Origin of the sequence: Candidatus Roseilinea sp. NK_OTU-006 (assembly GCF_012931985.1) — a bacterium.
Lineage (GTDB): Bacteria > Chloroflexota > Anaerolineae > J036 > Brachytrichaceae > JAAFGM01.
In genome coordinates this window covers 206,201-230,792 of the sequence record NZ_JAAFGM010000001.1, presented here as the reverse complement: position 1 = coordinate 230,792, position 24,592 = coordinate 206,201, and the positions used below count along the sequence as shown (strand labels likewise).

The window sequence follows — 24,592 nt, the reverse complement described above, 5'->3', positions numbered from 1 at the left end:
GGACGTGAAGTATACCAGGTGCAGTTCGGTTAAAATCGTGGACATGCGCAAGCGCACACGCGACATCCAGAAAGCTCTCAGTCAATCGGGCTATCGCATCACACAGCCCCGCCGGGCGGTGATCGAGGCGATCATGCGCGCTCGCCATTCACTCAGCCCAGAGGAAATCCTGGCGCGCGCGCGAAAGATAGAACCCAGCGTTGGCCTAGCCACGGTGTACCGAACGCTGGACATGTTGCATGCGGAGGGTTACCTTGAGCGTGTGCGCATCGGCAACAAAGGGTACACGCTGGCGTGCAAGGAGAAGTCGTTGCACTTCCATCTGATCTGCGAGCGCTGCCGGACGGTGATCGAGCTACAACCCGACCGCTTCTCCCGCGCGCTGTCGGCGCAACTGCGCGCTGCCGGTTTCGAATCGCAGAAGAATGCTGTCGAAATCATCGGCCGATGTGCCAGGTGTCAATTGTCGGAATGAGATACGCGGGGCGGCGCTATGGCTGAACTCCACGCGGTCTTCGGCGCGTCCGGCGCGTTAGGCTCGGCGGTTGTCCATCACCTGATGGAAGCCGAGGGACTGCCAGTCCGCGCCATCGCGCGCGACCCGGCTCAGGCCGCTGACACGCTGCCGGATGGCGTAGAAATCCTCGCCTGTGACGCGACAGATCCAGAGAGCGTCAGCGCAGCCTGCAAGGGCGCAAGCGTGATCTACAACTGCATCTACGCAGGCGATGAGTTAGAGCAGGTCACGCGCAACCTGCTCGCCGGCGCGCGGGCCGCCGGCGCCCGGCTGGTGTATCCAAGTAACGGACTGGTGTACGGCCCGCTGCAGCACATACCGGCCAAGGAAGACCACCCCTTGGCTGCAAACAGCCGCCGCGGATTAATTCGCCGGGTCGCCGAATCATCGGTGATGGAAGCGCACGCCCGAGGCGAAGTGCCCGCTGTGATCGTGCGCTTGGCCACGTTCTATGGCGCGCATCTGCGCGGCACATTCATGAGCATGATCTTCGAGGCAGCCTATTGGGGACAAAAGGCAATGTGGTTCGGCCGGCTCGACGTGCCGCACGATTTGCTCTATTTGCCCGACGCCGCAGCCGCGTGCGTTCTGTTGGCGCTCAACGACGAGGCCTACGGCCAAACCTGGCACGTGCCCGGCGCAGGCCCGCTCACAGGCGAGGAGTTCATCCGCCGCGTCTTTGAGGCTTACGGCAAAACGCCGAAGATCGGCGCGAGAGGGCGCGCCTTCTTTCGATTAGCCGGCCTGGTCGCGCCGCGCATCCGCGAAGTGGCCGAAGTGCTCTACCAGTTTGAGCAACCGTTCGTGCTGGATGGCGCAAAGTTCGCCGCCGCGTATCCCGACTTCGAGTACACGCCGCACGACGTGGCCATCCAAGACACGGTGAACTGGTATCGGGCGTATTTCGGCGCGTGAGCGTCAGCGCAGCATGGGTTGGGCACGCATGACGAGCTGCAACGTCATGCCCCATGGATCGCGCAGGAAGCACAATTTGTCCCCAGCCGGCGTCGTCGTCACCTCGCCTTCGGCTGTCGCGCCGGCGGCGATCAGCCGCGCCCGCGTCGCCTCGATATCATCCACAGCGAAGGCGATGTGAAAGGCCACAGGATGCAAGCGCGCGTAGTCGGCCTCGCCCACTGGTTGCTGGTAGAACTCGAACATCATGTTGCGCCCCTGATCGGCCAAAAAGGTCATGTAGGGCGGCTCGTTCGTCCCGCGCACCACCACGAGGTCGAGGTTGCTGACATACCAAGCGACCACCTGCCGCGCGTCACTCACGTTGATCGCGATGTGTTCAAATCGGATGCTCATCAGTTTGCCTTTGCAGCGTTTCGCGCAAGTCAGTATACTCACGATGCGCGCGTCGCGCATTCCGTATCACACGACCAGCGACGCCCGACGCATCTGATGACCAACCGCATCCTGCGCTGGGGACTGCTCAGCACAGCTCGCATCAACCGCTCCCTGATTCCGCCGCTGCGCGCATCGCCGCGCAATCGGCTGGTCGGCGTCGCCAGCCGCGATCCAGCCAGAGCCGAAGCCTACGCGCGAGAATGGAACATCGAGCGCGCTTTCGGCAGCTACGAGGCCATGCTGGAAAGCCCAGACATTGACGTCGTTTACATCTCCCTGCCCAACAGCCTGCACGCCCAATGGACGATCCAGGCGCTGCGCGCCGGCAAGCACGTGCTATGCGAGAAGCCCCTTGCCACGCGCGTCGAGGACGTGGACGCCATCACGGCAACGGCAGCAGCCGCCGGCCGGGTCGTCGCCGAGGCATTCATGTACCGCCATCATCCGCAAACGCTCCAGGTAAAGTCGCTGATCGAGCGCGGCGCGATCGGCGAGGTGCGCTTGGCGCGCGGCGCGTTCACCTTCACCTTGACCGACCACGCCAACGTTCGCATGAACGCCGGCTTGGACGGCGGCAGCATCTGGGATGTCGGCTGCTACCCGATCAACTATGCGCGCACGATGATCGGCGCCGAGCCGGTGGAGGCGTTCGGCATGCAATTCACCGGCCCAAGCGGTGTGGATGAGACATTCGTCGGGACGCTGCGGTTCGGCGAAGACGTCTACGCGCAGTTCGACTGCGGCTTCCGCGCCCCATTTCGCATGCACATGGAAATCGTCGGCAGCGAAGGGTTGATCGTCGTCCCACGCCCGTTCAAACCCACGGCGCGCGAGACGATCTACATCGGCAAAGCCGGCGACCGGCTCGAGCCGCTCACCATCGAGGGGCCGGAGTGGCTCTACCTCGGCGAAGTCGAAGACATGGCCGACGCCATCTTGGAGGGCGCAGCGCCGCGCGTCAGCCTGAAGGATAGCCGCGGCAACGTCGCTGCGATCCTCGCGCTGTTGCGTTCGGCGCACGCGGGCAGACCGGTCGAGGTGTGAGCCGGCAGTCACCCGTAACTCCCCACTCCCCAACTGAGTCGGACATGAGGAGTTGAAATAGAAACACAAGCCACCGATGGAGATTCAGCCATGAGCAAGATGATCGAATACGGAGACGCCAGCGACGAAGTGCGCGCGGTGTATGACGACATCCGCGCCACGCGCAAGACCGAATACATCAACAACTTCTGGAAGGTCCTCGCGCAACATCCCCCCACCCTGCGCCGCACCTGGCAGATGGTGAAGGAAGTGATGACCAGCCCGGGCGAACTCGACCCCTTGACGCGCGAGCTGATCTACGTGGCCGTGAGCGTGACGAACGGCTGCGAATACTGCATCGCTTCACACACGGCCGCTGCGCGCGCCAAGGGCATGACCGACGCGATGTTCGGCGAGCTGATGGCCATCGTCGGCGCGGCTAATATGACCAACCGGCTGGCCAACGGCTTTCAAGTCGAGGTAGATGAGGTCTTCAAACGCTGACTGCTAGCGCGCCAGCCAGCCACCGTCCACGACCAGCGTATGGCCATGCACATAGCTGGAAGCAGCGCTGGCCAGGAAGATCACCGCGCCGACCAGTTCGCCCGGCTCGCCCAGCCGGCCGGCAGGAATGCGGCTCAGGATGGCCGGCCCGCGATCGGGGTCGTTCATCAACGGCGCGACCATCTCGGTGTTCATGTAGCCCGGCGCGATGGCGTTGACGTTCACCCCCCGGCCTGCCCATTCGTTGGCCAGCGCGCGGACCAGCCCAACCACCGCATGCTTGGCGGCGCTATAGGCCGGCACGGTGATGCCGCCTTGGAAGCCGAGCACGCTGCTGACGAAGATGATCTTGCCGGAGCCGCGCGGCAGCATATAGCGCGCAGCCTGCTGACACAGGTCCATGCCGGCGACGACGTGCAATTGATAGATCTCCTCGAATGTGTCCAGCGGGTACTCGGCAGCCGGCCGGCGATGCTGCTGGCCGGCGCAGTGGACGAGCACGTCAATCGCGCCCAGATCGGCAACGACGCGCTCTATCAATCCCGCGCGCGCATCGGCATTCATCAAGTCACACGGCACAAAGTGCACCCCCTCAACCGGCGGCGCCGTGCGCGCTGCGACAGCGACTTTCGCTCCGGCAAAGAATAGACCTTGGGCGATGGCCAGACCTAACCCGCGCGATCCCCCCGTGACTAGAGCGGCTTTGCCTTCGACGCTGAACAGATCCTTCATGACGCTCCGGCATCCAGCATAGCGAAAGGATTGAAGCCGCGCCGGCGCGGCCGTGGCCCAGGGGCATCTTCGCCGGAGGGCTGAGCCATCACAACCTGCTGCGCCGAATCATCCACTTCCTCGACTTCGAACTGCAAGCTATACAGCTTGTAGTACAAGCCGCGCGCGGCCAGTAGCTCATCGTGCGTGCCCAGCTCCACCAGCCGTCCCTTATCCAGCACAGCGATGCGATGGGCCACCTGCACCGTGCTCAGACGGTGCGCGATGATGATCGTGGTGCGGCCCTGCATCAGCCGCCCCAGCGCCTCTTGCACCAAACCTTCACTTTCGCTGTCCAGCGAGGAAGTGGCCTCGTCGAGCAGCAAGATGCGCGGGTTCCTCAAAACGGCGCGAGCGATAGCGATGCGCTGGCGCTGGCCGCCGCTCAGTTTTATTCCACGCTCGCCGACGAGCGTATCGTATCCTTTGGGCAACGCGAGGATGAAATCGTGCGCGTTGGCCGCCTGAGCTGCAGCGATCATCGCCTCCTCGCTGGCGTTCAGGTCGCCGTACAGGATATTCTCGCGCACAGTGCCGCTAAACAGCATCGTGTCTTGCGGCACCATGGCGATGGTCGAACGAAGGCTCGCAACCTTCAAGCGGCGCAGATCAACGCCATCCAGCAACACCGCCCCTCTGGTCGGGTCGTAGAAGCGCGGAATCAGGTTGAACAAGGTGGATTTGCCGGCGCCGCTCGGTCCGACGAGCGCTAGAATCTCACCGGGGGCGATATCGAGCGAGACATCGCGCAACACCTCGCGATTGTCCTCGTAGGCAAAAGAGACGCCATCAAAGGTGATCTGCCCCCGCACAGCACCGACATCGCGCGCGTCCGGCGCGTCGCGCACCTCAGGCTGTGTGTCGAGAATCTCGAACAACCGGCGCGTTGCCCCAACGGCCTCCTGGAACTGCGCAAAGATGCTCGCCAGCCCAGAGATGCCGCCGGCAATCACCGCGCCATACAGCAGGAAGGCGACTAAGTCGCCGGCGCGCAACCGCCCGGCGCTCACTTCCTGCGAACCCAACCACAGCACGCCAACCAGCGCAAAGAAGAACATCAACCCGATCAACGGGCCGAACGTCGCGCGAATGCGCGAGAGCTTGAGCGAGGCCCGAAAGACCTCCTGCGACGCCTGGTTGAAGCGCTGAACTTCATACAACTCGCGGCCGAAGGCCTTGACCACGCGCACGCCGCTGATAGCTTCCTCGGCAATCGCATTAGCCTCGGCCAAACGATCTTGCGCCTTTGTCGCCAGCGGGCGCAACGAGCGACTGTAGAGCCGCGCCACGATCGTCGCCAGCGGGAAGATCAACAACACAATGCCCGTTAATCGCCAGTTGATGGTGACGACGAGCGCTGCCGAGCCGACCACGGTCAGGACGCTGCTGAGCAGGGTGGCGACGTTGTTCACCAGCGCGACGCGCACGACGGTGACATCGGACGACAAGCGCGAGGTCAACTCGCCTGTGCGCCGGTTGGCGAAGAACCCCAGGCCCAGATGCTGCAGATGGGCATAGACGCTCTGGCGCAAATCGCGCGTGACCGATTCGCCGGCCTCGGCGATCAAAAACTGGGCGCCGATGTCCACCACCGCGCGCGCGACGAAAACGGCGATGAGCATGCCGATGATCTGCCCGACGCTCAGCCCAACGGAAACGCCGGTCACCGCATTGACCAACTGGCCGCTCACCAACGGGAAGGCCAGGTTCAGCGCCGTGCTGATGATAAACAGGACGGCGGCGGCGGTGATCACGGCGCGATAAGGTTTGACGTAGCGTATCAGCCGCCATGTGATGTTGCTTGATTTGAACAACGCGACTCCTCACTTCCGCCCAGGCGCGCACCCCGCTGCGCTATGGCGGGAATGCGCCCGGTGGCCTCTGCACGCTCAGCGGCCGCTGCACGCGGCCAGGCCGGCTTCCACATTGGCGCGGATTTCCTGATCCCCCGGAGCAAGCTCGAGTGACTTAGCCCACATCGCGCGGGCGTTATCGCACTCCTGAATCCAACGATAAGCAAAGCCGTAGTACAGATAGTCTATCGCGCTCAGCGATGTGCCGGACTGCTGCGTGAGGGTGAGCGCGCGCGTGTAATCTTCGACCGCGCCGAAGTAGTTGCGCACCTGAAAGTTGAGCAGGGCGCGTTCGGTCAACGCGCGCAGCCGCGTCGGCTCCAATTCAATCGCCTTGTCCAGCGCCTCGCGCGCTTTCTGGCGCTCGCCGATGAACCGATACACCATCCCCAATTGCTGATATGCCTCCGCATGCTGAGGGTCTATCTCGATGATGCGCTGAAACGTTCGGATCGCATCAGCCGTCCGGCCGGTGACATAGAAGATCCGCCCGATGGCGCTTAACACGTGGGGCATGTTTGGCTCACGCTCCAGCGCCCGTTCGTAGTGATAGCGCGCTATGTCGTAGCGACCGAAGACATCGTAGACATAGCCGAGGTTGCGCAGCGCGTCGGGATTATTCGGCTCTAGGTCCACAGCCCGCTGCGCGGCGGAGCGCGCCGCGTTGAAGTCGCCGCTATCGGCCAGAGCTTCGGCCAAATAAGCGTGACCGGTGGCATAGTTCGGGTCAGCGGCGACGACGGCCTGACACTCGGCCACTGCCTCAGCGATGCGCTTCTGCCAATCCAGCGCCATGCACAGCACCGCGCGCGACGGCAGGTGATTGGGATCGATCTCCAGCGCTCTGCGGATGCGCTGCTCGGCCTTCTCCGGCTGGCCGATGAACACCATCAGGCGAGCAGCGCGGCGATGCAAGTCGGGATCATTAGGCCGGCGGCGACTGGCGCGGTCATAGGCGTCAATCGCCGCGCGATAATCGCCCCGCGCTGCCGCCTCCTCGGCAGCGCGAATCAGAGAGTCCACGCTGCGCGTCGGTGTAGGGGTCAGCGCAGGCGTTGGAGTTCGCGCATCCCGACCAAGCTGAACTCCATCATTGAGCCGGACTTGCACCAGCAAGTAGCCGCCGGCGACGAGGATAACAATAGACCACAAAACCAGCCAAGCGCAACCGTTGCCACTGCGCTGGCGGGGGGGCTGGACATATCTTCGATCGCGCAACCGCACAGCGTGATGTTAGCACGCGCGCGACTTGCGTGAAGCATCCAGGGGGCGCCTAGTAGCGCCCCCATCAGCGCTCTGGGTCAGACCTTCTCCGGCTCGTAGAGCATGCCTTCCAACAAACGCTCCACGGCCATCGTATGGCTGTCTACGCCGTGGTTCTTGAAGTACTCGGAGTTGCAATGCCACCGTCCATGATCGTAGGTGACGAGGTACTCTCCGTTATCCCCGCGCACCATCACCTGGAATGTCAAGAACTGAAATCGGTCACGTTCCTGAGCGTAGCGATGCGCCTTTTCGACCTTGCCGATCAAGCTTGAATCCATCATGTGCTTTGCCTCCTAAGATTGAATGCAAACAAAAAGGCACGCAGTGTAGTCGTATGCGTGCCTTCTTCTCGTTGTTGGGCTTACCAGTGACGACAGCAAACGCGCTTCCCTGTGCACTTCCGCTTCCATTTCTACGGATTTTATTAAAACGCCGGGCGATGTCAACTCGTACACAGCTTAAACAATCGTGAGAAAAGGGCGAGCAACGCCCTCCTAGGCGCCTCCTGAGAGCGCATATACTGTCCTCCAAGCGCGCCAGTCGGTGAAACGCCGTTGACACAGGATTCGTGCTCTGTTACGCTTCAACTCGTCGAACCGGTTGGCGCTATGATTGTTCTAACTGCCAACCGGTTCACCGAACAATGATGATTCGCTCACTGAAGCTGCGCACTCCCTCGCCTGAACCCGAAAGCAAGCTCGACCTCGATCGCGCGTTCGCGCTATGCAGCGAAATCACCCGCGATCACTCCAAGTCGTTCTATTTCAGCACCGCGTTTCTCCCAAAAGACAAGCGACGCGCCATCCGCGCCTTCTACGCCTTCTGCCGCACCACCGATGACACGGTAGATGTGCTGAGCAAGAGCGACGCCGAAGCGCGTCCCTTCCTCGACGAATGGCGCCGTGCGTCGCGCCTCTCACCCAGCGAACAAGTCAATCCGGTGTTAGCGGCTTGGACGTCCATTCGCGATCGCTACGCCGTGCCGCAGGTGTACGTCGAGGAGTTAATTGATGGCTGCGAGATGGATCTGAGCATCAAACGGTATAAAACCTGGCAAGAGTTAGAGCGTTACTGCTACTGCGTCGCCAGCACCGTCGGCCTGATCTCGATGCACATCATCGGCGTGAACGACGACGACCCCCACCTTTTCGAGCGCAGCCGACAGTCGGCGATAGACCTCGGCATTGCGCTTCAATTGACGAACATCCTGCGGGATGTCGGCGAGGACCTGGCCCGCGGGCGAATCTATCTGCCACAGGAAGATTTACGACGTTTCGATTACACGGAAGCGGATCTGCACCATGGCGTGATTGACGATCGGTTTCGCGCATTGATGCGCTTCGAGATTCAGCGAGCGCATGATTACTACGCGCGCAGCATCCCGTCCATCTCTGCGCTGAAGTCAGACGGCCGAGTGGCGGTTGCCGCAGCCGCCATGCTTTACCGCGGCATCCTGGACAAAATCATCGCCAATGATTTCGACGTGTTTAACAAGCGCGCGCACCTCACCTTCTGGGAGAAACTGCAGCACATGCCGGGCATCGTCTGGATGGTGAGGCAACTGCCACGGGAAAGTAAGGAGGGCCGGGCAAGCGCATGAGCAGCGCCCAGACGCAGTCGTTGAGCGGCGCCGACGCTGCGCGCGTGTGGCACCTTTCGCCGATTCTCTTCGCCCTCTACTTGCTCTCCATGCCGGTTTACTGCCTGGTGCGCCTCTCCGGCCAGCAGGCGCTAACCGGGCTAAGCACGGCGTTCACCGCCATCAGCCTGTTTTCCTTCTCGCTGGCGCATTGCAGCGAGACGCGCGGCATCCGGCATTCGTCGCTCATGTTGCTGGCCAGTTTTGCCATCGCGCTGACGATGGAATATCTGGGTAGCACCTACGGCCTAATCTTCGGCAACTACGACTACACCGATAACCTCGGCCCCAAGGCACTCGGCAAGGTGCCGATCATCATTCCGGTGGCCTGGTTCATGATGCTATACCCGGCGTGGAGCGTCGCCGAGGTACTGGTTGCGCGCCGACGCAATGCGCGACACGACACAGCCGCCCGGCATCTCGTCCTGCCTATTGTGCCCATTGGCATCGCCGCGCTGGCGATGACGGCATGGGACCTCAGCCTCGATCCACGCATGGTGGCCGACGGGAACTGGGTGTGGCGCGATGGGGGCGCATATTTCGGCATTCCGCTTAGCAACTACGTCGGCTGGTTCCTCACGTCTGCGCTCATCTACGGCGCTTGGCACGGCATCGAGCGGTCCCTTTTGCGGTGGCCGAAGACCGAGCGCATCGCACAGACTCCGCGTGCCTCCCATCGCTCGCCTCTCGACTTTCGACTGCTGCCGGTATGGGCCTACGTGGTCACTTGGTTGGGCGAAAGCTTAGCCAACGCACTTTTCTGGGGCGGGCCGGCCATCGCCGCAGCAGTGTTCGCAGGGATGGGACTGTTCGGCGGGCCGGCGTTGTGGACGATGCTGCGCATGTCGCGCCGCGTCCCACCGGTCGCCTAGCCAGCCTGGAACTCGTAGCCGGCTGCCTGAGCAGGTTGAGCCAGGCCCACCACTGCGCCGACGGCGCGATTGATCGCCTCGGCCCACTTCTCCGGCGCGTCCATCTGAAAGCCGGTCAGGTCGCCGACCTTGCGCTGGATGATGAGAAAGGGCTTAGCGCCCCGGCGGCCGTTGAAACGTCTGAGCAAGAACGCCCGTTCGACATCGCGCAGGGGGATGACGATCTCGCGCTCCGGCGCGACCTGCGCAAAATGGATAGCCGTGTCGCTCAGCACCAGCGTGCCGTTGCCGCCTACCCCAAACGAGCGCGGCTCGTTCAGGAAGTTCGCCTGCACTGGCCCAAGCGAAAACTGCACGCCGCGCGCCTTCCAATCTTTAATCGCCTGGGCGCGCCGCTTGCGAACGGCCATCGTCACAGATGACACGGCATAGGTGAGCAGGATCAGCGCGATCACTAGGCTACCCGCAAAAATCACGATCGGGTAGATAAGCGGGTTCACACCTGGCGAGTTCATCGTGATGTCATTTTGCACCATCGCCGGCGATGTGACAAATCGCGCTCCGGTGTGTCGGCGCGGGCTCCGGTCCGCGCCCGACTGTCATCAGCCATCAGACGACGATGTTGACGAGTCGCCCTTTCACGTAATGCACCTGTCTAGGCGGTGCGCCGTTGATGAAGCGCCGTGCGCCTTCGCTGGCCAGCGCCGCCTGGGTGATCGCCTCCTCACTGGCGTCCACCGGCACCACAATTCGGTCTCGCACTTTGCCGTTGACCTGGACGACGATGGTGATTTCTTCCGCGCGCGCTGCGGCCTCGTCAACGACGGGGAAGGGCTGGCGATGGATGCTGTAAGGGCGGCCCAGCCTGTGCCACAGCTCTTCGGCCATGTGCGGCGCGATCGGCGCCAGCAGCCGCAACAGGATATCCACCGCCTCGCGCCATTCCGGCGTGCCGGCCAGCCCGGCGTCACGCGCCCGATACAGTGCGTTGGTGAATTCCATCATCGCCGCGACGACCGTGTTGAAGCTGAACGCCTTTAAGTCACGTTCATAGCGCTGGATGGTCCGATGCGCGACGCGGCGCAACTCGCGCGCGCTCATCTGAACAGGCGCGCCTTTATCCTCCTCCGGCGCCAGCACGATGCGCCACACGCGGTCCAGCCAACGCCGTACGCCCGGCACACCTTGCGTGCTCCACGGCACGGTCTGTTCGAAGTCGCTGATGAACATCTCATAGCCTCGCAGGGCGTCTGCGCCGTGCTCGGCGATGACCTCGTCGGGCGTGATCACGTTGCCCTTGGACTTGCTCATCTTCTCGTAGTACTCGCGCCCCTTCTCGTCCACGCGCTTCTGCGGCGAGAGGATCAGCCCCTGGTTGCGCAGGGCGCTGAACGGCTCTTTGAACTTGACCACGCCCAGGTCATACAGCACCTTCGTCCACATGCGCGAATACAGCAGGTGGAGCACCGCGTGCTCGGCGCCGCCGACGTACATATCCACCGGCAACCAGTAATCAATCTCCTTCGGGTCGCCGATGGCCTTGTCGTTGTGCGGGTCGGCGAAGCGGATGTAATACCAGGACGAGCACGCCCAGGTGGCCATCGTGTCGGTCTCGCGCCGGCCGTTCGGCGCGTTGACGAACTCCGGGATGCTCTCCAGCGGCGATTCACCGTTTGGCCCAGGTTGGTATTCCTTCACCTTGGGCAACAGCAACGGCAGCTCATCCTCACGCATGGCGACCGGGCCATCGGGCGTATGCACGATGGGGATCGGCGTGCCCCAGTAGCGCTGGCGGCTAATCAACCAGGGGCGAATCTTGTAATTCACGCGGCGCTTGCCAAAGCCCATGCGCTGGCAGTGCTCGGTCGCCGCGCGGATGCATGCCTTGCCGTCGGGGCCGGTGTGCATGCCGGTGAGCGGACCGCTGTTCACCATCACGCCGGCTTTATCTTCGTAGGCAGCGGTCATGCGCGACTCATACTCGGCAATCAGAGCAGGAGTGATCTGTTGAGCGTCCTGGATCCCCTGTCGCTTCAGTTCTGCTTCGGGGAAAACCACCACCTTGATCGGCAGACCGAACTTGCGGGCGAACTCGAAGTCGCGCTGGTCGTGCGCCGGCACGGCCATAATTGCGCCGGCGCCATAGCTCATCAGCACGTAGTCGGCAATCCAGATCGGGATGCGCGCGTCGTTTACTGGATTGATGGCGTATGCGCCGGTGAACACGCCGGTCTTCTCCTTGTTCTCGGCGGTGCGCTGCTCCTCGGTCTCGCCTTTGGCGAAGGCGATGTAGCGCTCGACCTCGGCGCGCTGCTCCGGCGTGGCGATTTCGGGCGCCAGCGGGTGTTCGGGCGAGAGCACCATGAACGTCGCGCCCCACAGCGTATCCGGCCGCGTGGTGAAGATGGGGATGGGGTGACCGCTGTCGGCGACGCGGAAGACGACCTCGGCGCCTTCGCTCTTGCCGATCCAGTTGCGCTGCATCAGCACAATGCGCTCCGGCCAGTCCACGCTATCCAGATCGTTGATCAGCCGCTCGGCATACGCAGTGATGCGGAAGAACCATTGCTTTAAGGTGCGCTTGATCACCAGCGCCCCGCTGCGCCAGGCGCGCCCATGCTCCACCTCTTCATCGGCCACCACGACTTTATCCACCGGATCCCAATTGACCGTGCTCTCAGCTTGAAAGGCGAGACGGAAGTTGTTCAGGTAGTCATTTTGCTGGCGCCGGCTCATAGCGCGCCACCCTTCCGCCGTGATCACCGGCGCGCCTTTGGTGACGACACCGATGTGCTCTGGGTGCGCGTCAATGTAGTCGAAGATGGCCTGCGAGCCGCGCTCGGCCAGCTCGGCCTCTAACTCGGCAATCGGGCACGCTTTGTCTTTGCGCGGGTCGTACCACGCATTGAACATCTGGATGAAAATCCATTGCGTCCATCGGTAATAATCGGGGTGGGCGCTGTTGATCAGGCGTGACCAGTCGTAGCTCAGCCCCATGAGCTTGTACTGGCGCACGTAGTTGGCGGAGTACTTTTCATTCAGCTCATGGGGATCCACCTTGAGCTTGATCGCAGCGTTCTCGGTCGGCAGGCCGAAGGCGTCAAAACCCATCGGATGTAGCACGTTGTAGCCCTTCATGCGGTAGTAGCGGGCGATCACATCTGTGGGCACATAGTTGCGCGCGTGACCCACCGACATTCCTTCGCCGGAGGGATACGGGTAAAAGTCCAGCACGTAGTATTTCGGCTTATCGCAGGCCGGCTCGGTCTTGTAGAGCTGATCTGTCTCCCAGCGCGCTTGCCATTTCGGCTCGATTTCTTGAGGATTGTATCTATCCACCATACGCGTTCTGCTCTCGCTCCTCAGCATAGCAAAGGCCCACCCGTCCGCTCAGGGACGAGTGGGCCCGTGGTACCACCCTGATTCGTCTGGTTCAGAAGTCAGATGTCGGATAACCAGAATTTAGACTACTATCTGATTTCTGATCTCTGACCTTCTGACTTCTGACACTCAAAGACCTCAATTGCGCGATAACGGGCGCACCCGTGTTGTTCACGCTCGCGGACGAGTTCGGTCTCACGCGCTCCCTGTGGGCGCTGCGCCGGGCTTCCACCTTGCTCCCCCGACTCGCTGCAGGGATGACCTACTACTTCCGGTCGTCGCTTTGTGCGCGAGCAGGCAGTTGACCCAATCGCGCAGGATTGTCATGGACCAGAGGGGACTTGAACCCCTGACCTTCTCAATGCCATTGAGACGCGCTCCCAACTGCGCCACTGGCCCTTGAACGAAAGGGATTATACACGAACGCGCTAGATTGCCGAAGTCCACGATCTGGCTTGTTCGATAACAGGGGGTTGAACGATGATCGAACGCAAGACGCCGGCACGCAGGTTGGCGCACACAGCAACGGCAGAGGCAGTGAAGCGATGGAGCGTTGTGGCCGGTCTCACACAGGCCGCGTGCGCGCCGGCCACCCAACCTGCCGTTCGCATCCCGGAGCAGGCGAGTATGTTCGACGCCATGGCGCGCATTGCGCCATGGGCGCGCCTGGGCAAACGCATCTGGACCCCATCCCACCACAAACGAGCGCTCAGGCGGCAATTAGAGACTCGAGTATCTCGACGCACAACACCGCGCCTGGGTCCGGCCGACCTACAGTGCGCTCACCGACCCAACTTGCACGCCCGACGTTACTGCGCAGCGGCGTAGCCGCATCACAGCCGCGTCGAGCCGCCTCGAGCATCGTTTGGGCAGCACGGTTTAGATCTTCACCCCGCTCAATGGCTGCCGCAAATGCCTCCGCTGCCGGATGCAATGCATCAACGATGGTTTTGTCGCCCGGCTTGGCCTTGCCGCGCTCTTGAATGGCGGTATCAGCAGCAACGATCATCCGCGCCAGCAAGTGCGCGTCAAGCGTCGTCGCGCCTTTGGCCTCTTTGCCCATACGCATGAGCGCTGTGGCCAGCAGTGTGCCCATCGTGCTCGGTGCAGCGCGATTGAGCGCCATTCCGGCATTAGCCAAGTACTTGCCGATGTCATCACCGTCGTTCAGCGGGTTGGCGTCAGCGAATTCCGCAAGCGCCGCACCGCCTTTGCTTATGCTGATGCCGGTATCACCATCGCCCATCGCTGCGTCGAGTTCATTCAACCTGTCACGCAAGGCGACCATCCGCTCGCCTACGCGTCGGAGCGCCTTGCGCACACATGCCGCAGTGAATGTGGACATCGGTCAAACCTGAACGAAGAATGGCGTCCGGGCCGGATGATCCAAAAGGGTCGTCAGTTCATCGTCAAGACGAAAGAGCGTCAACGAACATCCGGCCATCTCCATGCTGGTGGCGTATTCGCCCACGTAAGCGCGGTGGATCTTCACGCCCTCGCCGGTGAGCACGTCGTGTACACGACGATAGACGATGTATAACTCTTCGGGAGGAGTAGCGCCAAGGCCGTTCACCATGACCGCTACGCGATCACCGGCACCAACGGGCATATCGCCCGTGATGGCGCGCAGCATCCGCTCGGCGATTTCGTCGGCTGGTTTCAACGTCTCACGGCTGATGCCTGGTTCGCCGTGGATGCCCATGCCCATCTCCATCTCGTCTTCGCCCAACGTGAAGGTCGGCTTGCCGACCTGCGGGACAATGCAAGGGGTCAGCGCCATGCCCATGGTGCGCACATTGGCCAGGGTTTTGCGCGCAATCGCTTCCACTTCGTCTAGCGAACCGCCCAAGTCAGCCTTGGCGCCGGCGCATTTGAAGGCAAACACCATACCCGCCACGCCGCGCCGCTTTTCGGGGTCGCGATTGGAGGCGACGTCGTCTTTCACGAGCACGGTGCGCACTTCAATATCCTCCATGCCGGCCATCTCAGCCGCCATGTCAAAGTTCATCACATCGCCACCGTAGTTGCCGTAGATATAAAGCACGCCACGCCCGCCATGGATGCGACGCGTCACCTCGAGCATCTGGTCAGCGCTCGGCGACTGGAAGACATCCCCGACAGCGCAACCGTCCAGCATGCCCCGGCCAACATATCCCAGAAACACGGGCAAGTGGCCTGAGCCGCCCCCAGTAGCTAACGCCACCTTGCCGGACACAGGGGCATCGGCGCGAACGATGCAACGCAGGTCATTGGCCGCGTAGCTAAGTTGATCGGCGTGAGCCTTCAACAATCCATCGAGCATTTCAGGCACGAAATTTTTGGGGTCATTCAAGATCTTCTTCATGATCAGCACCTTGGGTTCATCTACAAAGTTTGATGGCGAACCACCGCGTGAATGAGATCTCGCAAGCGCGGATAGGTCTCGATATAGCGATCGGCGTAGAAGCGATAGGCTTCGTGACGCTCTTGGTCCGGTTCGATTCGATCCCGAACGTGCACCATCGCGCCGGAAGCAGCGGGGACATTCGGGTAAAGCCCGCCGGCTACGGCGGCGAGCACTGCCGAGCCGAGGCAGGTTGCATCAGGGACGCGCGTGAGGGTGATCGGGATACCGCTCACGTCAGCGTGAATTTGCATCCACAACCGGCTTTTGGTCGGACCACCCGCGGCGACAATCTCATTGACCACGTAGCCACTGGCGCGGAAGGTGCGGAAGATGTGCTCTGAACCGTAGGCAATGCCCTCGAGGATGGCGCGGAAGATATGCGCGGTGGTATGTCTGAGTGACAGGCCCAAGAATACGCCGCGCGCCAGCGAATCCACATACGGGGTGCGATTGCCTTGGAAGTAGTCCAGGACGATCAACCCTTCCGAGCCAACCGGCACCTGGCCGGCGCTTTCGTTCAACACATCGTAAGTGGAGACGCCGCGTTGCCGCGCGAGTTCTGCTTCGGCGGCACAAAAGTGATCACGGAACCAGCGCACAACCGAGCCGGTAGAAACTTGCCCGCCTTCGACGGTGTATTGGCCGGGTAAGACGGCGTCTGTGTAGGTGCCGAATAAGCCTTTGGCGTGAAAAGGCCGGTCGCTCTGGCCCAACATGAGGTGCGAGGAACCGACAATAAACGCCATCTTGCCCGGCGAGACGACGTTCAAGCCAAACATGGCCACAAACGCATCGGCACCGCCCTGAGCCACGGGGATCCCGGCCGGTAAGCCCAGCGCCTCGGCAACATCGCTGCGAAGTTGCCCGGCCACTTGTCCCATGTCGAGCACGCGCGAAGGGAAGCGCTCGATTAAATCGCCTAAGCCGATCATTTGATAGAACGAGGGCGACCAGCCCCCTTCATTGCGGTCGTAGTACCAGCGAATGCTGACATTGTTGATGCTGGCCGTCCATTCACCGGTAAGGCGATAGGTCACCCAATCAATGAACTCGCCAACATGACGGGAGCGGGCATAGATCTCCGGCTCATTTTCTTTTAGCCACAGCATCTTGCAGGGCATCCACTCTGCGGAGACGTTGCCGAAGCCGTTGTATTTCAGCATCGGGTGGCCCGAAGCAGCGATTCGGTCGGCCTGCGCTGCGGCGCGCACATCCATCCAAATGATGGCCGGGCGCAGTGGCTGAAAGCGCTCGTCCATGACTACGACGGTGCAACTGGTGCAATCCACGCCGATAGCAGCGATAGATGCCGCAGGCACGTTGCCCTCACTTATCGCTCGGCGCGTCGCTTTGACAAACGCCGTCCACCACTGATTAGGGTCTTGCTCTGCCCAACCCACGCGCGGGTAATCGGTCGGATAAGCTTCGGCAGCAAAAGCCACCGGCGTGCCGTCGGGGGTGAAGATACCCACGCGTACCCCCTCTGTGCCGAAATCAACGCCTAAGACAAACATCGCTCTGTGTAACTATATTGCTCGCTCGAGAATTGCGCGGCATCTCGCTACTGATGATCCCGCTCAAGCCTTTCACTTGCGCCGTTCGCTGAAGTAATTGATGACCATGATGATCAGCAGCAACGCCCCCCAGGCAAATTCCTTGAAGAATTGCCCTCCGCTCACCGCCAAGAGCAGCATGTTGAGGCCGGTGGAGACAAATTGCAAGGCCAAGATAGCCAGCACGATCCCCAATAAGCGTCCGGAGCCGCCGGCAGGATTCACGCCAGCCAACACGGCGACGAGAATCGCCTGAAGCACATACGAAGGGGCAAAATCCCATTTGGCGGAATTGTTGCGCCCCAGAAAGATCATGGCGACCACGGCCGCTAGCAGGCCGCTCAACACATACGCCCCAATCAGTGTGCGTGGGACATCAATGCCGGAGAAGCGCGCGGCCTTTTCGTTTGTGCCGATGAGATACAGCTTGAGCCCAAACGCAGTGCGGTTGAGGATCACCGAGAAGACAGCCACTACGACGGCAAAGATCAGCATCGGAATGGGGATGACGCCGAACAGGTAGGTGTTGCCGATAAAGGTCAGACGATTCTCGGCGAACACCGCATTGCCGCGCGTAATGACCACGGTGATACCCGTATAGAGGGTCATCGTCCCCAACGTCGCCAGGATCGGCGTCAAGTTGACGCGCGCGACCAGCAGACCGTTCAACAAGCCGCACAACATGCCGACAGCAAAGGCGATGACCACAGCGCCAATCAGCCCGATGACCACCTGTACATCGGACGCTTCAGCAGGAATGAATGTGCGAATGAAGAGCGCAGCCAAAACGCCGGACAGATTCGCGATACTGACTACCGAGAGATCAATCCCTCCCGTGAGCATTGCGATCATGATGGCAACCGCCAAAACACCTACCTCAGGGAACTGGCTGCCCATCGAGCGGAAGTTCTCCACAGTCGGGAAGACCTCCGGGCGCAGCAGCGTCATGACGACAAAAATCAAGACGCAAGCGATGAACAGCCGCAGCAGATTGCCGTCACGGACGACCAGGCGCACCCAAGGCGCAGCAGATTGGCGGGCAGTCTCCTGAGAGGTCATGTTCGTCCTCCTACCGGCGCCAGGGTCTCAGGTTCCACATTGACCGAGCGGCGTTGTCGGCGGAGTGTGCGCAGCGCAGGCACAGCCGTGCCGATAATGATGATGGCCCCGACGACCACGCGCTGCCAAGTGGCCGGGATGCCCATCAGCACCAGGCTATTGCTCATCACAACGACAAGCATCACGCCGAGCAGCGTACCGATCACGCTGCCCCGCCCCCCCATGATCGAAGCGCCGCCGAGGACGGTCGCCGCGATGACGTCCAGCTCCTGCCCGACGATGTCTTGTGCATTGGCTTGACGATTCAAGCCACCGTAGATCATGCCGGCGATGCCCGCCAATACACCGACGAATGCGTAGATGAACACCTGCGTGCGCGCGATGTTGAAACCCGCACGCTCGGCTGCTTCGCGCGAGCCCCCTAGCGCGTAGATACCGCGCCCAAGCATGGTGTAGCGCAGGATGACGAATGCCAAGATGGCAATTGCGACCAGCCATAGCACAGCGGAGTGCAACCCCACCGTCACGCCGCGATCATCGGTCACGGTAAATAGGAAGGCTTTCGAGTAATCCGCCATGCCGGGGGGAATATCGCGAATGATCTTGCTGCCGATAACGAATAGCAAGAAGCCGCGAAACATGCTTTGCGTCCCCAACGTGACGATCAGCGTTGGCAGACGGAATCGCGCGATGAAGAACGCGTTGATCAGACCTAAACCTAAACCGATGAGCGCAGCGATCACGAAGAACAACCACATCCCACCGGTGTACTGAGCGTCCTTCAACAAAACGGTGGTGGTGTACATGGCGAACACGGCGATCGCGGTAAACGATACGTCAATGCCGCCGGAGATAAGCACGATCAACACCCCGATGGCGAAGATGCCGGTCACCGTCGCGCTGCGCGCCAGGTCGAACCAATTACCCGCCGTCCAGAAGACGGGATTGATGAACCCGATGACGAGACATAGACCGAACAGCGTGAGCGCCACAAGCGTTTCTTGCTTAGCGAAGAGCTTTTTGACCTGCATGCCGCACCTCATGGATCACACCGCCACCAGCCGCTGGGTCAGATCCATCTCCGTAATCTGACGGCGGTCGAAGTGCTCAACGATGCGACCACGGCGCATCAGCAATATGCGATTGCAGGTTTGCATCAACTCGGGCACATCGTCGGAGATGATGATCACCCCTAGGCCTTCACGGGCAAGTTGTTTGATGATCTCGTGCAACTCCATCTTCGACCCTACATCCACGCCCATCGTCGGACCGTTCAAAATCAGAACACGCGGCTTGCTCGCCAACCATTTGGCCAGCACCACGCGCTGCTGATTGCCCCCCGACAGGCTTTTGACGGGCAGCTCGGCGTGCGGCGCCTTGATGCTCAGCCGGCCAATCCATTCTTGCGTCGTCGCTTTCATCAAGGCGCGATCCAGCAATTGACCGGAGCCTTTCAATCCATCCAAAACGCGCGCCAGGATGTTGTTGCCGACCGAGCTTTCCAGAAATAAGCCCTCGGTCAGGCGATCTTCCGGCACATAGCCGATCCTGTGGGTAATCGCATCTTGGATGCTGCGGAGGACAATCGGCTGACCATCGAGGGCGATCTCGCCGGCGTCAATAGGGATTGCCCCGAATAGGGCAAGTGCCAGTTCGGTGCGTCCGCTACCCAACAGACCGGTAACGCCTAGAATCTCACCTGCATGGAGTTGAAATGTCACGTCCTCGAAGTTACCCCGCGAGGAGAGATGGCGCACCTCTAACAACGGAGGCTTGTCAGAATCGCCTTGCCATTCGTACACCGTCTCTTCGATATTGCGGCCGGTCATGTAGTAAGTTAACTTGCTACGATCCAACTCGCGGGCATCCACATCAAGCACGACCTTACCGTTGCGAATGATTAACGCTTTATCGGCAATCTCCAGCACCTCGTCAAGCTTGTGACTCACGAATAACACCGCCACATTCTCACGCTGGACATTGTGAATCACATCAAAGAGCGAGCGGATCTCTCTTTCGGTGAGCGCGGTCGTTGCCTCATCCATGATGATCAACTTGGCGTTCTGCAGCAACGCGCGACAAATAGCAACCAATTGCTTATCCGCTACCGGTATTTCGCTCACGGTCGCATCCAGATCAAGCTGGATATTAATCTTGCGCATTGCTTGCCGTGCAATCTCGCGCACCTCGCGCCAGTTCACCCAGCGCTTCTGCCGAGACAGTTCGTGATTGATGGCGATGTTCTCTGCGACCGTGAGATTGGGGAAGAGAGAGAAGTCCTGGTAGATGACCTGAATCCCCTCGCGGATCGCATCAATGGGATGCAGGCGATGCATGGTCTTGCCGTTGATGACGATCTGTCCGGCATCGGGCTGAACCACTCCGGCGATGATCTTGATCAGCGTGGATTTGCCCGAGCCGTTTTCACCGACCAAGCAGTGAATCTCGCCAGGATAAACGGTCAAGCTGACATCTTCTAGCGCGCGGACGCCAGCATACGACTTGCTGATGTTGGTAAGAGAAAGAAACGGCTGCACAGCCAACGCAAAGGCAATCGGACTGCCCACTCAGGGCAGCCCGATTGCTTCACAACTTCGAGACGGTGCGGCTCTAGAAGGGATACTGGCTAAGGTTCTCTTTGGTTACGTCCACCCAGGCGTTGCCGTAAAGCACCCTATCCCTGGCGATGAGCTTTTCATAGCCGGGCAATCCGAGGTCCATGCCATCACCAATCGGCTCACCCTTGATGTGCATCATGGCCAGCTTGAGCATCGCTTTGCCGGCAATCTTCGGATCCCAGAAGCTGATCATGCTGACGGCGCCGCTCTCGATGAATTTGCCGCTGATCGAGGGCAAGCTGGTACCGGCAACGACGATCTTGCCGACCAGACCGGCTTCCTCGATCGCCTGACCAACGCCAGCAGCATCGGTAGAGGCGCTCGTCTGCACTGCGCGCAAGTTTGGATACGCCTTTAAGAGTTCCTTCATCTTCTGGTAAGCAATCTGCGAATCGTCTTTGGTCTCCTGCTTGTCGCCCACCAGCTTCATGTTGGGATACTTCTCCTTCTGGCGAGCGATGCCGCCGTCCACCCACTCGTTGTGGGTCTTGGAGCCTAGCGAACCGACGAATACCGCATACTCACCCTCGCCGCCGACCTTCTCGGCGATGAAGTCCATCAGGTGAGCACCGTAGGCGGTATTGTCAAACGCCTCGATGTCCCAGTGCATGCTCTTCTGGTTAGACGCTTCGTGGGTAATCACGGCGATACCGGCGTCCATCGCTTTCTTGAGCACAGGATCAAGCACATCTGGATCCATCGGCACTACGCCCAGCGCTGAAACTTTTTGAGCGATCAGGTTCTCGATAATCGGGATCTGCAGCGCAGCGTCGGCTTTCTCCGGACCGGTGAGGAACGCCTGAACGCCATTCTCACTGCCCCACTCCTTCACACCTTCCTCCATGCGGTTGAACCAGTTGATGCCAGCGATCTTTACGACGACGGCATACGTACCTTTCGCATCTGCCGCAGGTTTGGGCGCCTCGGCCGGTTGCTGCGCCGCCGGTTGTTGAGCAGCGGGTTGAGCTGCAGGTGGCGCAGCACATGCCGCTGCCAGTCCGCCAATACCAATCAACGTTGCACCACGCAGTATCTGTCGGCGAGAGAGCTTTCGGCTAGTGAGATTTATGTTAGACATACGTATCCTCCTGGATTTTGACAACGCGCTTACATGAAACTAGCGTTCGAAGAGTCGAGCAAACAGCCACGAAGCGCTCGTCCTTTACTTATCCTTCACATGAAAGTTTAGTTGAATCACAGGATTTGCGCAAGCAGCCATCTGACAATTTCCCCGAAAATTCACACTTGTGAATTCCCGATCCCGTCGGACATGTGGTATATGTCGCTCGTGTTCACGGTTGCGGATTCCGGCTGAATTCGGCGACATGGCCGTTCAAACCCTCTGAGGCAACTTACGATCCGCTATCGCATCCGCACACTGCTATGCCAGCTTCTCTCGAGCTCAGTGGACACCGCTTTCAAGTCATTTACCGCATCTGTGGCACGTCCGACGAAGTCCGTGCCAGAGCGCGCGAAATTTGTATCGAACAAACGGTCGAATTCCCGGAAGCGCTCCTGCCCGACGGCGACATTCGCAATCACATCGTCGGGCACATTGAAGCGATTACTTCTATCGGTGAGTCCCAGCACGAAGTTGCTATTAGCTACGCAATCGAAACCAGCGGTTTCGAGCTCACCCAGCTCATCAACGTCATCTTCGGCAACACCAGCATGCAGCCAGGGGTGCGTGTGGAACGCATCGTCATGCCGGAGACGCTGCTGCAGGCCTTTCCAGGCCCCCGGTTCGGCTGCATGGGAGTACGCACCTATTTGGGCGTGACACGGCGGCCACTCTTATGCACCGCGCTTAAGCCGATGGGGTTGTCTGCCGATGAATTGGCCAACCTGGCCTATACCTTAGCGCTCGGCGGAATTGACATTATCAAAGATGACCATGGCCTGGCCGATCAGCCTTTTGCGCCGTTTGGCGAGCGCGTAGCACGTTGCTCAGAAGCCGTTCAACGTGCTAATCAAATGACCGGCCTCAAGTGTGTCTACGCGCCCAATGTGAGCGGAAGGGGCGACGAGACTTTGCGCAGAGCGCATTTAGCGCGCCAGCTCGGTGCAGGCGCCTTGCTCATTGCTCCGGGCTTGGTCAGCTTCGGGATCATGCAACAACTTGCAACCGACGAAGGCATCGGCTTGCCTATCCTAGGACATCCAGCGCTTCTGGGAAGTTTCGCCGTCCATCCAGACCATGGCATCAGTCATTACGCCATCTTCGGGCAGCTCATGCGTCTCGCCGGCGCCGATGCGACGATCTTTCCGAACTACGGCGGACGCTTTGCCTTTTCAAGAGAAGCGTGCAAAGCGATTGCTCAGGCCGCATCGGAGCCGATGGGCTGCTTGCGACCGATCTTCCCTGCCCCGGCGGGAGGAATGACGCTCGAGCGCGTGCCGGAGATGCGCACCGTTTACGGCGAGGACGTCATTCTGCTCATCGGGGGTGGGCTGCACACACGCGGTCCGGATCTGCTGGCCAATTGCCGCGAGTTCCGCCGGCTTGTCGAGCACGCACTCTGACCGCCAGCGCCCTACCCTATCACCACGCGCTGCGCAGGATCTGCTCCAGCCCGGCAACGTCGAGCGGGCGCGGACTCATGCGCAGCAAGCGCTGATACGTCGCCGCCTGCTCGGCCAGCGACCGGATGCGCTCCTCGCGCACGCCGATGTCACGCAGGCGCATCGGCAGGCCGATGTCTCGCTTCAAACGCTGGATCGCCTCCACGCACAGCTCGCCTGCATCGAATGCACTCATGCCGTCCACGTCTTCGCCCAACCAACCCGCGATTCGAGCAAATGTCTCGGGCGCAGCCGGCAGCAGGTACGCAACGACATACGGCAACAACAGGCCGGTGCCTAGCCCATGGGACGTGTGCGTTTCTGCGCCGACCGGATATTGCAGCGCATGGGCGGCGCCCAGCCCCGCGCTGCTGAACGCCATGCCGGCCAACAGCGCTGCCAGGTGCATGCCTTCCCGCGCCGCGATGTTCTTGGGTTGATAAACCGCGACGCGCAGGTGCTGACCGATCAACCGGATGGCTTGCTCGGCCAGCGCGTCGGTGATCGGCTGTCGGCCGGTGAATTGCGGGCGCGCGTCCGGCGGTAGGTCTAGCGCATCGTAGCCGATCACGGTGTAGGCCTCGACTGCATGCACTAGCGCGTCTATGCCGCTCTCGGCTGTGACTTTGGCCGGACATGACAACGTGAGCAAAGGGTCCACGATCGCCAAGCGCGGGCGCAGAAATGGGCTGGCGACGGCCAATTTGAGATGACGTGACTCATCCTCGATCACGGCCACGGCGGTGACCTCGGAACCTGTGCCGGCGGTCGTGGGCACGGCGAACACAGGGACGGTTGGGCCGGGGACGCGATTTTCGCCGAAGTAATCTCCGGCGCTGCCTCCATGCGTGTAAACCGCAGCGGCTACCTTGGCCACATCCATATTGCTGCCGCCGCCCAGGCCAACGATGAAATCGGGTTTCACGGCGCGCGCGGCATCCGCAGCCGCATTCACGGCCATCGTGCCCGGCTCCGGCGCGCTCCCCTCGAACACGTGACTTTCGACCTGTGACTCATCTAGGCTTCGCCGCACTGCATCCACCAGACCGGCTTTGACCATGTTCGGGTCGGCGACGATGAGCGCGCGGCTGAGATGGCGGTGGCGCGCCTCGACACCAATGCGCTCGGCAGTGCCACAGCCGAACAGGATTTCATCCGAGGTACTGAACCGCCAGGTGGCTCGAAGTGCGTTTGCCATACCCGGCATAGGTTATACCGAAGGCGCGATTTGACAA

General features: G+C 61.0%; 22 protein-coding genes and 1 tRNA gene. 7 read left to right on the top strand and 16 right to left on the bottom strand.

Annotated features, from left to right (window positions below; all coding sequences use genetic code 11):
* Nucleotides 1–43 precede the first annotated feature (43 nt).
* Nucleotides 44–475 carry a Fur family transcriptional regulator gene (locus GXH28_RS01010; RefSeq protein WP_169237134.1) on the top strand — a complete coding sequence of 144 codons (432 nt, stop codon included), beginning with the start codon at nt 44–46 and terminating at the stop codon, nt 473–475.
* An 18-nt stretch (nt 476–493) separates the two neighbouring features.
* Nucleotides 494–1,432 (top strand): NAD-dependent epimerase/dehydratase family protein, encoded by a 939-nt coding sequence (locus tag GXH28_RS01005; RefSeq protein WP_169237133.1) that lies wholly within the window; start codon nt 494–496, stop codon nt 1,430–1,432.
* Nucleotides 1,433–1,435: 3 nt separating this feature from the next.
* Here the strand turns inward: GXH28_RS01005 and GXH28_RS01000 are convergent, their stop codons facing one another.
* Complete coding sequence (locus GXH28_RS01000; RefSeq protein WP_169237132.1) at nt 1,436–1,828, bottom strand: VOC family protein; 393 nt, start codon at nt 1,826–1,828, stop codon at nt 1,436–1,438.
* 96 nt (nt 1,829–1,924) lie between these two features.
* Here GXH28_RS01000 and GXH28_RS00995 point away from each other — a divergent pair, with 96 nt between their 5' ends.
* Both GXH28_RS00995 and GXH28_RS00990 read left to right on the top strand, forming a co-directional pair.
* Nucleotides 1,925–2,914 carry a Gfo/Idh/MocA family protein gene (locus GXH28_RS00995; RefSeq protein WP_169237131.1) on the top strand — a complete coding sequence of 330 codons (990 nt, stop codon included), beginning with the start codon at nt 1,925–1,927 and terminating at the stop codon, nt 2,912–2,914.
* A gap of 90 nt (nt 2,915–3,004) precedes the next feature.
* Complete coding sequence (locus GXH28_RS00990; protein ID WP_169237130.1) at nt 3,005–3,397, top strand: carboxymuconolactone decarboxylase family protein; 393 nt, start codon at nt 3,005–3,007, stop codon at nt 3,395–3,397.
* 3 nt (nt 3,398–3,400) lie between these two features.
* Here the strand turns inward: GXH28_RS00990 and GXH28_RS00985 are convergent, their stop codons facing one another.
* The 4 genes from GXH28_RS00985 to GXH28_RS00970 all read right to left on the bottom strand — a co-directional run bounded on the left by GXH28_RS00985 (nt 3,401) and on the right by GXH28_RS00970 (nt 7,568).
* A complete protein-coding gene (locus GXH28_RS00985) occupies nt 3,401–4,129 on the bottom strand; it encodes an SDR family oxidoreductase (protein ID WP_206156659.1) in 729 nt (242 codons plus the stop codon).
* A complete protein-coding gene (locus tag GXH28_RS00980; RefSeq protein WP_169237129.1) occupies nt 4,126–5,982 on the bottom strand; it encodes an ABC transporter ATP-binding protein in 1,857 nt (618 codons plus the stop codon). Before GXH28_RS00980 ends, GXH28_RS00985 begins: the two co-directional genes overlap by 4 nt.
* 75 nt (nt 5,983–6,057) lie before the next feature.
* Nucleotides 6,058–7,173, bottom strand: a complete 1,116-nt coding sequence (locus GXH28_RS00975) for a tetratricopeptide repeat protein (RefSeq protein WP_169237128.1) — start codon at nt 7,171–7,173, stop codon at nt 6,058–6,060.
* A 149-nt stretch (nt 7,174–7,322) separates the two neighbouring features.
* Entirely contained in the window at nt 7,323–7,568 is a 246-nt protein-coding gene (locus GXH28_RS00970; RefSeq protein WP_240550097.1) for a hypothetical protein, read from the bottom strand.
* Nucleotides 7,569–7,933: 365 nt separating this feature from the next.
* Between GXH28_RS00970 and GXH28_RS00965 the strand changes: the two genes are divergently transcribed.
* Together GXH28_RS00965 and GXH28_RS00960 are read left to right on the top strand one after the other, a co-directional pair.
* Nucleotides 7,934–8,887 carry a phytoene/squalene synthase family protein gene (locus tag GXH28_RS00965; RefSeq protein ID WP_169237127.1) on the top strand — a complete coding sequence of 318 codons (954 nt, stop codon included), beginning with the start codon at nt 7,934–7,936 and terminating at the stop codon, nt 8,885–8,887.
* Nucleotides 8,884–9,798 (top strand): carotenoid biosynthesis protein, encoded by a 915-nt coding sequence (locus tag GXH28_RS00960; protein WP_169237126.1) that lies wholly within the window; start codon nt 8,884–8,886, stop codon nt 9,796–9,798. Before GXH28_RS00965 ends, GXH28_RS00960 begins: the two co-directional genes overlap by 4 nt.
* Here GXH28_RS00960 and GXH28_RS00955 read toward each other — a convergent pair.
* The 10 genes from GXH28_RS00955 to GXH28_RS00910 all read right to left on the bottom strand — a co-directional run bounded on the left by GXH28_RS00955 (nt 9,795) and on the right by GXH28_RS00910 (nt 21,897).
* Nucleotides 9,795–10,313 carry a hypothetical protein gene (locus tag GXH28_RS00955; RefSeq protein WP_169237125.1) on the bottom strand — a complete coding sequence of 173 codons (519 nt, stop codon included), beginning with the start codon at nt 10,311–10,313 and terminating at the stop codon, nt 9,795–9,797. The two genes, GXH28_RS00960 and GXH28_RS00955, sit on opposite strands and share 4 nt — an antisense overlap.
* Nucleotides 10,314–10,407: 94 nt before the next feature.
* Entirely contained in the window at nt 10,408–13,140 is a 2,733-nt protein-coding gene (leuS, locus tag GXH28_RS00950; protein ID WP_169237124.1) for a leucine--tRNA ligase, read from the bottom strand.
* Between the two features lie 365 nt (nt 13,141–13,505).
* Nucleotides 13,506–13,578, bottom strand: a tRNA-Ala gene (locus tag GXH28_RS00945).
* Between the two features lie 310 nt (nt 13,579–13,888).
* Entirely contained in the window at nt 13,889–14,524 is a 636-nt protein-coding gene (locus GXH28_RS00940) for a DAK2 domain-containing protein (RefSeq protein WP_169237123.1), read from the bottom strand.
* Nucleotides 14,525–14,527: 3 nt separating this feature from the next.
* Entirely contained in the window at nt 14,528–15,523 is a 996-nt protein-coding gene (dhaK, locus tag GXH28_RS00935) for a dihydroxyacetone kinase subunit DhaK (RefSeq protein ID WP_169237122.1), read from the bottom strand.
* A 20-nt stretch (nt 15,524–15,543) separates the two neighbouring features.
* On the bottom strand, nt 15,544–17,079 hold the full coding sequence (locus GXH28_RS00930; protein WP_169237121.1) for an FGGY-family carbohydrate kinase: 1,536 nt from the start codon (nt 17,077–17,079) through the stop codon (nt 15,544–15,546).
* 72 nt (nt 17,080–17,151) lie between these two features.
* Nucleotides 17,152–18,177 (bottom strand): ABC transporter permease, encoded by a 1,026-nt coding sequence (locus tag GXH28_RS00925; RefSeq protein WP_169237120.1) that lies wholly within the window; start codon nt 18,175–18,177, stop codon nt 17,152–17,154.
* Nucleotides 18,174–19,208, bottom strand: a complete 1,035-nt coding sequence (locus GXH28_RS00920) for an ABC transporter permease (protein ID WP_169237119.1) — start codon at nt 19,206–19,208, stop codon at nt 18,174–18,176. The genes GXH28_RS00925 and GXH28_RS00920 overlap by 4 nt, the downstream gene beginning before the upstream one ends.
* A gap of 15 nt (nt 19,209–19,223) precedes the next feature.
* The gene (locus GXH28_RS00915) at nt 19,224–20,744 is read right to left on the bottom strand and encodes a sugar ABC transporter ATP-binding protein (protein ID WP_320447887.1); all 1,521 of its coding nucleotides are present in this window, start codon (nt 20,742–20,744) and stop codon (nt 19,224–19,226) included.
* Between the two features lie 43 nt (nt 20,745–20,787).
* Nucleotides 20,788–21,897: an autoinducer 2 ABC transporter substrate-binding protein gene (locus tag GXH28_RS00910; RefSeq protein ID WP_240550096.1), complete on the bottom strand. Its 1,110-nt coding sequence runs from the start codon at nt 21,895–21,897 to the stop codon at nt 20,788–20,790.
* A gap of 281 nt (nt 21,898–22,178) precedes the next feature.
* On the opposite strand from GXH28_RS00910, the gene GXH28_RS00905 reads away from it, so the two are divergent.
* Complete coding sequence (locus tag GXH28_RS00905; protein ID WP_169237118.1) at nt 22,179–23,318, top strand: RuBisCO large subunit C-terminal-like domain-containing protein; 1,140 nt, start codon at nt 22,179–22,181, stop codon at nt 23,316–23,318.
* A gap of 19 nt (nt 23,319–23,337) precedes the next feature.
* On the opposite strand, the gene GXH28_RS00900 is transcribed toward GXH28_RS00905, so the two are convergent.
* Nucleotides 23,338–24,555: an iron-containing alcohol dehydrogenase gene (locus GXH28_RS00900; protein WP_169237117.1), complete on the bottom strand. Its 1,218-nt coding sequence runs from the start codon at nt 24,553–24,555 to the stop codon at nt 23,338–23,340.
* Nucleotides 24,556–24,592: the final 37 nt, after the last annotated feature.